Here is a 9946-nt window from a genome sequence, read left to right on the forward strand (position 1 = left end):
GGGGGAAGAACTCGTACCAGGCGCCGTACAGCGCGCGTTCGCGTTCCACCAGCAGCGGCAGCGGCTCGGACGCGGTCACCAGCTCCCGCAGCGGATACCGCGCGAGCACCGCCTCCACCTCCGGCGTCAACGCCGCCGCCAGGCGCGCCGCGGCCGGACGCGTCTCGTCGCGCAGGGCCGCCACGGCGGCTTCGAGCTCCTGCCGGGGCGGGCCGTCGTGCGGAAGCACGGCGGCGGCGCGCTCGTACAGGCGCGCGCCCTCCTCCAGGACCAGTTCCGTGTCCATCCCCGCCGGGATCTTGATCTCGGCGTGGTGGCGCCAGGTGGCGACGGGGTCGCTCCACGCCTCCACGTGGTACGTCCATGCGCCGGGCCGGTCGGGGGTGACGTCGGCGCCCCAGCGGTCGGTGCCGGGGGCCAGTTCCCGCATCGGCGTCCACGGACCGCGGCGGCCCGACGGGTCGCGCAGGACGACGTCGGCACCGACCGCGTCGTGCCCCTCGCGGAAGACGGTGGCGCTGACCTGGAAGGTCTCGCCGGTCACCGCCTTCGCGGGCCTGCGGCCCTGCCGGACGAACGGCTGGACGTCGAGCACCGGTATGCGCCCGACGACGGTGGCGCCGCCCGAGGAGGACCGCTCCGCGGCGGACGGCGGCCCGGCGGCGGACGGCCGCTTCGACGGGGCCTTGCGCTTGCCCAGGGTCTTGCCCGAGACCTTCCCCGAGACCTTGCCCGGTGTCCTGCCCGGAGCCTTGCTCGCGGCCTTGGCCGGAATTTTGCCGGGGGCCTTACGGGCGGGCTTGCTCAGGGCCTTGGCCGAGGCGCTGTTCGTCTCGGCGGGCGCCTCTGCGGACGCAACCGGCGCCTGTGCGGGTGGAGCCGGCGCCTCTGCGGACGCAGCCCGCGCCTCTGCGGGCGCGACCTGCGGCTGTGCGGGTCGAACCGGTCCCTCGGTCGGAGGATCCGATGTCGCGGCCCCGGGGTCCGGGCCGGTCCTGCTGCTGGTCGGGGGTGCTGACGAGTGGTGCTTGGCGGGCATGACCGCTCCTGTCCGCATCAACGAGGGTGGTGGCGGATGGACGAGGGGAGGGGGGTCCTGCGAGAGATGTCGTGGTGCGCCTGGGGGGCGTACCGGAGGAGCCTTCCCACCCTATTCGGGTACGCAATCCGGCACTTTGTTAACTACCCACGTGTATGTCTGCGCACAAGACCGGCCCCGTCCGGAGCGCGCGGGGCCGGTGCGGTCGATCGGCCGCTACGAGGGCGGTACCTGGAGCAGTCTGTCCGGTGAACCCGGCCCCGCCCCGGACACCTTGCCGGATGCGGCGTCCGCGACGAGCGCCTTGGCCACCTGCGCCGGTTTCGCCCGCGGGTGCCGCGCGAGGTAGACCGCCGCCGCGCCGGCCGCGTGCGGTGACGCCATCGACGTACCCGAGTAGGTCGCCCTCGCCGTGTCCGAGGCGTAGGACGCCGAGGTGATGGACACGCCCGGGGCGAACAGGTCGACCGCGGAGCCGTAGTCGGAGAACTTCGCGCGGGCGTCGGAGCGGTCCGTGGCGCCGACCGTGACGGCCTGGCCGACATCGGCCGGGGAGTACCGGTCGGCGGGGCGCGCCTCGTTGCCCGCCGCCACCGTGTAGGTGACCCCCGAGGCGATCGACTCGCGTACGGCGGCGTCGAGTTCGGCGTTGTGCGGGCCGCCGAAGCTGAGGTTGGCGACCGCGGGTCTGCGCGCGTTCCGGGTCACCCAGTCGATGCCCGCGATGACCTGCGCCGTCGTACCGGTCCCGGCGTCGTCGAGGACGCGGACGGAGACCACCTTCGCCTTCTTCGCCACGCCGTACGTGTGCCCGGCGACGGTCGCCGCGACATGGGTGCCGTGCCCGTTGCCGTCCCCGGCGTTCTTGTCGCCGTCGACGAAGTCCCAGCCGTAGCTCGCGCGGCCCTCGAAGTCGTGATGAGTGATCCTGACGCCGGTGTCGATGACGTAGACCGTCACCCCGGCGCCCCCCGCCTGGGGCGCGTCGTAGCGCCGGTCGAGCGGCAGGGCGGGCTGATCGAGCCGGTCCAGCCCCCAGGACGGGGGATCCTTCTGCGTGGCCGTCAGCGTCACCCGGGTGTCCTGGACGACCGAGGCCACTTCGGGGTCCGCGGCGAGCCGCCGCGCCTGTCTCGCCCCGGCCCGCACCGCGTAGCCGTTCAGCACGGTGCCGTAGACATGGCTGATTCTCGCCCCATAGCGCGCGGCGAGGTCCCTGCCCGCCGCCGACGAGGCGCGTGTTCCCTCCCGCAGGGTCACCAGATAGCTGCCCCCGACGGCGCCGGGCCGCCCGGCGCCGAGAACCCGTCCCTCGGGTGCCGCCTGCGCGGGCGGGGCGATGGCTGTCAGCACGGCGGCCATGGTGACCGCCGTCCAGCCCGCCGCCCGGCGCAGACGCCGTAACCGCGTCCGTGCCATGATCCGCCTTCCCCCTCCTCGGAAGCGGCGTACGGGGCCGCGGCGCGCCCGGTGCACCCGGCGCCGACCGGTACGCCACAGGGCAGCCTCTCGTGCGGTGTGAACCACCACAAGGACGCCTGCGGTGGGGAAATCGGCCATATCGGCCATGCGGGACGGGCCAGGATCAGTCGCCCCACCAGGGGCGGCGGACGAATCGCGACACTTCGAAGAAAGCGCACCGTGGTTCCGGACGGCTCCGCACCGATACCGTCTGATGTGATGACAGGGCGCACACCGCCGTGCGTCCTCTTAAGCACGCCCGCCAGAGGTGGAATGTGAAGGCGATCCGTCGGTTCACCGTCCGTCCCGTTCTCCCCGAACCCCTCCGGCCGCTCAGCGAGCTGGCCCGCAACCTGCGCTGGTCCTGGCACGCGGAGACGCGCGACCTGTTCCAGTCCGTCGACCCCGAGTGCTGGGCCGCCAGCGACGGCGATCCGGTCCGGCTGCTCGGCAGCGTGCGTCCCGCGCGCCTCGCCGAACTGGCCGGGGACCGCCGCTTCCTGCGCCGGCTCACCGCGGCGGCCGATGACCTCAACGACTACGTGACCGGCGACCGCTGGTACCAGGCCCAGTCCGGTGCCCTCCCGGCCGCCGTCGCCTACTTCTCACCCGAGTTCGGCGTCACCGCCGCGCTGCCCCAGTACTCCGGCGGTCTCGGCATCCTGGCCGGCGACCATCTGAAGGCGGCCAGCGACCTCGGCGTCCCGCTGATCGGCGTGGGGCTGCTCTACCGGCACGGCTACTTCCGCCAGACCCTGTCCCGGGACGGCTGGCAGCAGGAGCACTATCCGGTGCTCGACCCCAACGAGCTGCCCGTCCGCCTGCTCAGGGAGGAGGACGGCAGCCCCGCCCGGGTCTCGCTCGCGCTGCCCGCCGGCCGCCGGCTGCACGCCCGCGTCTGGCTCGCCCAGGTGGGCAGGGTCCCGCTGCTGATGCTCGACTCCGACGTCGAGGAGAACGACCTCGGCGAACGCGGCGTCACCGACCGGCTCTACGGCGGCGGCAGCGAGCACCGGCTGCTCCAGGAGATGCTCCTCGGCATAGGAGGTGTCCGCGCCGTGCGCGCGTACTGCCGCCTCACCGGCCACCCCGACCCCGAGGTGTTCCACACCAACGAGGGCCACGCCGGCTTCCTCGGCCTGGAGCGGATCGCCGAGCTCGCCGAACGGGGCCTGGACTTCGACGCCGGACTGGAGGCGGTGCGCGCCGGGACCGTGTTCACCACCCACACCCCGGTGCCGGCCGGCATCGACCGGTTCGACCGGGAGCTGGTCGCACGGCACTTCGGCGCCGACGGCGAGCTGCCCGGCATCGACGTCGAGCGCGTCCTGCGCCTGGGCATGGAGACCTACCCGGGCGGCGAGCCCAACCTGTTCAACATGGCGGTGATGGGCCTTCGGCTCGGGCAGCGCGCCAACGGGGTCTCGGTGCTGCACGGGCAGGTCAGCCGCGGGATGTTCTCGGGCCTGTGGCCGGGCTTCGACCCGGAGGAGGTGCCGATCACCTCCGTGACCAACGGCGTGCACGCGCCTACCTGGGTGGCTCCCGAGGTGTTCCGGCTGGGCGCCCGGCAGATCGGCGCGCAGCGCACCGAGGACGCGCTCACCGTGGGCGGCTCGGAGCGCTGGGACGCGGTCGCCGAGATCCCCGACGCCGACATCTTCGAGCTCCGCCGCGAGCTGCGCGAGCAGTTGGTGACGGAGGTGCGCGAGCGGCTGCGCGTCTCGTGGCGGCAGCGCGGCGCGGGCACCGCCGAACTCGGCTGGATCGACGGGGTCCTCGACCCGGAGGTCCTCACCATCGGCTTCGCGCGCCGGGTGCCGTCGTACAAGCGGCTGACGCTGATGCTGCGCGACCGCGACCGGCTGATGGAGCTGCTGCTGCACCCCGAGCGGCCGATCCAGATCGTCGTCGCGGGCAAGGCGCACCCGGCGGACGACGGCGGCAAGCGGCTGGTGCAGGAGCTGGTGCGGTTCGCCGACGACCCGCGGGTGCGGCACCGGATCGTCTTCCTGCCCGACTACGGCATGGCCATGGCGCAGAAGCTCTACCCGGGCTGCGACGTCTGGCTGAACAACCCGCTGCGCCCGCTGGAGGCGTGCGGGACCTCCGGGATGAAGGCGGCGCTCAACGGCTGCCTCAACCTCTCGGTGCTCGACGGCTGGTGGGACGAGTGGTTCCAGCCCGACTTCGGCTGGGCCATCCCCACCGCGGACGGCGCCGGTACCGACGAGGACCGGCGCGACGACATAGAGGCATCGGCCCTCTACGACCTGCTGGAACAGCGGGTCGCGCCGCGCTTCTACGAGCGCGGCAGGACCGGGCTGCCCGACCGCTGGATCGAGATGGTCCGCCAGACCCTCACCCTGCTCGGCCCGAAGGTGCTCGCCGGACGCATGGTCCGCGAGTACGTCGAGCGGCTCTACGCCCCCGCCGCGCAGGCGCACCGGGCGATGGACCCCGACTCCGCGCGGGAGCTCGCCGAGTGGAAGGCGCGGGTGCGCTCGGCCTGGCACGAGGTGACCGTCGACCATGTCGAGGCCACCGCCGCCACGGCCACCGCGGAGCTGGGCACCACGCTCGGACTGCGGGTCCGGGTCGGCCTCGGCGGGCTCGGCCCCGACGACGTGGAGGTGCAGGCGGTCTCCGGCCGGGTGGACGGGGAGGACCGCATCACCGACGGCAGCACGGTCCCGCTGAAGCAGGCGGGCGGCCCGGACCTGGAGGGCCGCTGGCTGTACGAGGGCCCGCTCGCCCTCGACCGCACCGGCCCCTACGGCTACACGGTCCGCATCCTTCCCTCCCACCGCCTGCTGGCCTCGGCCGCGGACATGGGTCTGGTCACCGTCCCGTCGCAGGAACTGACGGAGGGGGCGGGGGTGTTGCTGCGGTAGGCCGGCGCCGGACACCGGGGAGGCCGGGGGTCACCGCTGCGCCGCGGCGGCCTCGATCTCCTCGGTGAACTGCCGGGCGCCCACGGCCTTGCCGTTCTCGTCGAGCACCGTGATGTCGTGGTCGCCGACCTTCACCGCCGGGGTGCCGGTGACGTCGCTGTCGTAGAAGGCGTCGGCGACGTCGTCGGCCCAGGCGAGGTAGGTGCCCTCCTTGACGGCCTTGTTGAAGGCGTGGGTGCGCAGTCCGGGCACCTTTCCGGCGATCTCCAGCAGTTCGGAGGTGCCGGCGAAGGTGTCCGTGGTCTCCTCCTTCGGCTGGGCGGCGTACAGCGCGGTGTGGAACTTCTTGAACAAGGCGGGGCTCTCGTTCAGGGCCGCTCCGAGCGAGGCGAGCGCGGTGCGGGAGCCCTTTCCGCCGAGGCGCTTGTCGAGGAAGGTGGCCATGTGGAACTCGACCTTCACCTTGCCGGAGTCGGCGAGGGAGGTGAGGGTCGGGCCCAGGTCGCGTTCGAAGATCGCGCAGTAGGGGCAGCGGGGGTCCTCGTAGACGCTGACGGTGACGGGGGCACTCGCCTTCCCGTACGGGATCACCGTGCCGTTCTTCCCGGTGGCGTGCGCCGGGACGGTGAGCGGCTTCGCGTCCGACGTACCCGGCCCGGAGTCGCGGTCGGCGGCGAGCCCGATGCCGACACCTGCGGTGAGCGCGAGCGCGGTGGCCGCGGCACCGATCACCAGGGCGCGGCGGGAGGTCTTGTCGACGGGCATGGGCGTCTCTTGTCACGAGGGGAAGAAGGGCCGGTCCCGAGGCTATGGCGGCGCGCCGACCTCCGGAAACGGCCCTTCGGTCGTGATCGGCAGGGCCCTCGGACCCGCGCGCGCGGCCCGTACGTCCCGCCCGCGCACGGCATCGGGCCCGGTCGTACCGAGGCGGATCAGGCCTGGTCGTACGGTGCGCACAGGCGGCGCAGCACCGTCCCGCAGCGGCGGGCGTACGTGTGCTGGAGGGCCCGGGTCGCCGGGCCCGCGGCCCGGGAGTACCACCGGTTGGGGCGGCTGAAGGCGGCCACCGTGAGCCAGACCGTGCCGTCGCCGGTGCGGTCGACGACGAAGGCCTCCTCGCCGGACTCGGGGTGGCCGTCGAGGGTGCCGTAGGCCCAGCCCGCGCGGCGGTACTGCTCGACCGCCCAGACCACGCGGCAGGGGGCCTTGACGACCCCGGCGAGGGTGACCGTGACGTCCACGTCCGGGGCGGCGCGGTCGGCGGCCGCGGTGATGCCGAGCCCCATCAGGCGGTGCATCTCCCAGGTGAGGACGGCCTCGGCGGCCCGCTGGAAGACTTTCTCGCCCTCGCCTATGCGCGTGCGCACATGCAGGGGGTGGAAGCCGGGCGGGCAGGCGGCCAGGTTCTCGTGGGTCGCGCCGACCGCCTCGTAGGTGAAGGACATGGGTCCCAAGAGTAGGGCGGCCCCCGGGGACACCGTGTCCCCGGGGGCCGCACCGCCGATCCGGTGCCGCTAGCTCACGTTGACCGCGGTCCAGGCCGCCGCCACCGCGTTGTACTCGGTGCTGCCCGAGCCGTACAGGGCGGCCGCGGCGCTGAGCGTGCCGGTGCGGGCGCCGGAGTACTTGGTGGTCGACGTGAAGTACGTCGTCAGCGCCTTGTACCAGATCTGCAGCGCCTTGTCGCGGCCGATGCCGGTGACCGTGGTGCCGCTGTACGTCGGCGAGTTGTAGCTGACGCCGTTGATGGTCTTGGCGCCGCTGCCCTCGCTGAGCAGGTAGAAGAAGTGGTTGGCGACACCGGACGAGTAGTGCACGTCCTTGTTGCCGACCGAGGAGGACCAGTAGTCCGCGGACGCGCCGTCCTTGCTGGGCTTGTCCATGTAGCGCAGCGGGGTGCCGTCGCCGTTGATGTTGATCTTCTCGCCGATGAGGTAGTCGCCGACGTCGGAGGAGTTCGCGGCGTAGAACTCCACGCCGGTGCCGAAGATGTCGGAGGTGGCCTCGTTCAGGCCGCCGGACTCACCGCTGTAGTTGAGGCCCGCGGTGTTGGCGGTGACGCCGTGGCTCATCTCGTGGCCGGCCACGTCGAGCGAGGTCAGCGGGTGGGTGTTGCTGGAGCCGTCGCCGTAGGTCATGCAGAAGCAGCTGTCGTCCCAGAACGCGTTGACGTAGCTGCTGCTGTAGTGGACGCGGGAGTAGGCGCCGACACCGTTGTTCTTGATGCCGTTGCGGCCGAAGGTGTTCTTGTAGAAGTCCCACGTCTCCTGCGCGCCGTAGGCGGCGTCGGCGGCCGCCGTCTGGTCGGTGGAGGAGCTGGAGGCGGCGCCGGTGCCCCAGACGTTGTCCGCGTCGGTGAACAGCGTGCCGGTGCCGGAGGTGCCGTGGGCCAGGTTGTACGTCTTGTGGCCGCCGCGGGTGGTGTCGTACAGCTGGTACGTCGAGCCCGACAGGTTGGTGGTCAGGCTGACGGTGCCGGAGTACAGCGTCTTGCCGGTGCCGGTCGACGCGGTCTCGATGCCCTGGTACTCGTAGAGCTTCTTGCCGGTCGCCGCGTCGGTGATGACGTGCAGCTGGTTCGGGGTGCCGTCGTCCTGGAAGCCGCCGACGATCGTCTCGTAGGCGAGGACGGGGGTGCCGGAGGCGGCCCAGATCACCTTGCGGGCGCCGTCGGCCGCGGACTTGTCCGAGCCGAGCGACTTCGCGGCGGTCAGCGCCTGCTTCTCGGCCTTGGCCGGGGTGACCTGCGCCTTGAGCGAGGAGACCTTGAGGGTCTTGGCGTAGGCCTTGGTGACGCCCTCGGTCGTGCCGGACTTCGAGGTGTGCACGACGAGGTCGCCGCCGAGGACGGGCAGGCCGGCGTAGGTGCGCTCGTACCGCGTGTGCACGGTGCCGTCGACGTCCTTGGTGACGTCCTTGACGACGAGCTTCTCCTTGGCGCCGAGGCCTATGTGCTGGGCCGTGGTGGCCGCGCCGGCCTCGGCCTTCTGTATCAGGGTGGTGCGTGCGGCGTCGGTGAGCGCGGTGGGCGCTGCCGCGAGGGGACTGGCCTTGCCGGAGTCGGCCGGGGTCTGGGCCGAGGCAGCGGTGCTGAGGCCGGTGGAGAGCAGGGCTCCGGCGGCGACGGCGGTGGCGATGGCCAGAGAGGTGCGCTTGTGACGCGCGTAGAGGGGGCTCACTCAAAGCTCCTTCATGTGGGGGAGTCCGCCTGGCGTGGGGTTGCCCGACGGAGGTGCGAGGTGAAGTTGCTGTGCTACGCGGCAGTGGGGAGAGCGTGACATCAGCGACGCGTACATGTCAGGACCCTGAAGTGATGTTGGCCTAAAGCGAGCTGGTCGGTGAACGTTGCCGGAATGTAAAACGGGCGCCGCCCCGGGGGTCGAGCCCTCCGGAGCGGCGCCCTGGCGCGGGTGCCGTGGCGATCGGCCTACGGGAACGTCAGCTTCCAGCTGTTGATCGTCCCGACGTCCTGGGCCGCCTGGTCCTGCACCTTCAATTTCCAGGTGCCATTGGCGGTTTCGGAGGACGCGTTCACCGTGTACGTCGCCTTCACGTTGTCCGCCGAATCGGAGGAACTGAAGTTCTTCAGGCGGTACGCGGTGCCCGACGGGCCGACCAGATCGATCACCAGGTCACCCCGCCACGTGTGCGTGATGTCCACGGTCGCCTGAAGGTTGCTTGGCGCGTTTCCGCTCCTGCCGGAGACGGTGATCGAGGAGGTGACGGCGGGCCCGTTGTCCGGGATCGACACCGGTGTCGTGTTCTCGTACGAGGACCCGCCCCCGCCGCCCCCGCCGCCCGGCCGCGCGCCGACCGCGACGGCCGCCCAGGCGTCCTGCACCGCCTTGTACTCGGCGCCGGTGGTGCCGTACAGCTCGCCGGCCGCCGCGAGCGTGCCGGTGCGCGCGGACGCGTAGTTGGTGGTGGAGGTGAACTTGGTGGTGAGCGCCCGGTACCAGATCTGGAGCGCCTTGTCGCGGCCGATGCCGGTGACCGGAAGCCCGTCCGCGGTCGGCGAGTTGTAGCTGACGCCGTTGATGACCTTCGCCCCGCTGCCCTCGGAGAGCAGGTAGAAGAAGTGGTTGGCGACACCGGACGAGTAGTGCACGTCCTTGTTGCCCACGCCCGAGGACCAGGAGTCGGCGGAGGCGCCGTCCTTGCTGGGCTTGTCCATGTAGCGCAGCGGGGTGCCGTCGCCGTTGATGTCGATCTTCTCGCCGATGAGGTAGTCGCCGACGTCGGAGGAGTTGTTGGCGTAGAACTCGACGCCGGTGCCGAAGATGTCGGAGGTCGCCTCGTTCAACCCACCCGACTCGCCGCTGTAGTTGAGGCCCGCGGTGTTGGAGGTGACGCCGTGGCTCATCTCGTGGCCGGCCACGTCCAGCGCGGTCAGCGGGTCCGCGTTGCCGGAGCCGTCGCCGTACGTCATGCAGAAGCAGCCGTCGTCCCAGAACGCGTTCACATACGAGTTGCCGTAGTGCACGCGGGAGTAGGCGCCGACGCCGTTGTTCTTGATGCCGTTGCGGCCGAAGGTGTTCTTGTAGAAGTCCCA

At 71.9% G+C, this 9946-nt stretch carries 7 protein-coding genes; 1 reads left to right on the forward strand and 6 read right to left on the reverse strand.

Annotated features, from left to right (window positions below):
- Positions 1-1039 (reverse strand): maltotransferase domain-containing protein (locus tag WN71_RS24610; protein WP_420856525.1); only part of this gene is annotated, 1039 nt, incomplete at its 3' end.
- 216 nt (positions 1040-1255) lie between these two features.
- A complete protein-coding gene (locus WN71_RS24615) occupies positions 1256-2458 on the reverse strand; it encodes a S8 family peptidase (RefSeq protein WP_046582528.1) in 1203 nt (400 codons plus the stop codon).
- Positions 2459-2775: 317 nt separating this feature from the next.
- On the opposite strand from WN71_RS24615, the gene WN71_RS24620 reads away from it, so the two are divergent.
- Positions 2776-5394 carry a glycosyltransferase family 1 protein gene (locus WN71_RS24620; protein ID WP_046582530.1) on the forward strand — a complete coding sequence of 873 codons (2619 nt, stop codon included), beginning with the start codon at positions 2776-2778 and terminating at the stop codon, positions 5392-5394.
- Between the two features lie 30 nt (positions 5395-5424).
- On the opposite strand, the gene WN71_RS24625 is transcribed toward WN71_RS24620, so the two are convergent.
- The 4 genes from WN71_RS24625 to WN71_RS24640 all read right to left on the reverse strand — a co-directional run.
- The gene (locus WN71_RS24625) at positions 5425-6159 is read right to left on the reverse strand and encodes a DsbA family protein (RefSeq protein ID WP_052742901.1); all 735 of its coding nucleotides are present in this window, start codon (positions 6157-6159) and stop codon (positions 5425-5427) included.
- 167 nt (positions 6160-6326) lie between these two features.
- Positions 6327-6839, reverse strand: a complete 513-nt coding sequence (locus tag WN71_RS24630) for a DUF1990 family protein (protein WP_046582532.1) — start codon at positions 6837-6839, stop codon at positions 6327-6329.
- A 69-nt stretch (positions 6840-6908) separates the two neighbouring features.
- On the reverse strand, positions 6909-8573 hold the full coding sequence (locus WN71_RS24635; RefSeq protein ID WP_046582534.1) for a M4 family metallopeptidase: 1665 nt from the start codon (positions 8571-8573) through the stop codon (positions 6909-6911).
- A gap of 248 nt (positions 8574-8821) precedes the next feature.
- Positions 8822-9946: M4 family metallopeptidase (locus tag WN71_RS24640; RefSeq protein ID WP_206300133.1), on the reverse strand; the 1125-nt coding region annotated here is incomplete at its 5' end.

The organism is Streptomyces mangrovisoli (assembly GCF_000974985.2).
GTDB lineage: Bacteria > Actinomycetota > Actinomycetes > Streptomycetales > Streptomycetaceae > Streptomyces > Streptomyces mangrovisoli.

Excerpts from the sequence above, each read along its gene's own strand:
- WN71_RS24615 (WP_046582528.1), bottom strand. The coding sequence starts at position 2,458 with ATGGCACGGACGCGGTTACGGCGTCTGCGCCGGGCGGCGGGCTGGACG.
- WN71_RS24630 (WP_046582532.1), bottom strand. The coding sequence starts at position 6,839 with ATGTCCTTCACCTACGAGGCGGTCGGCGCGACCCACGAGAACCTGGCC.
- WN71_RS24625 (WP_052742901.1), bottom strand. The coding sequence starts at position 6,159 with ATGCCCGTCGACAAGACCTCCCGCCGCGCCCTGGTGATCGGTGCCGCG.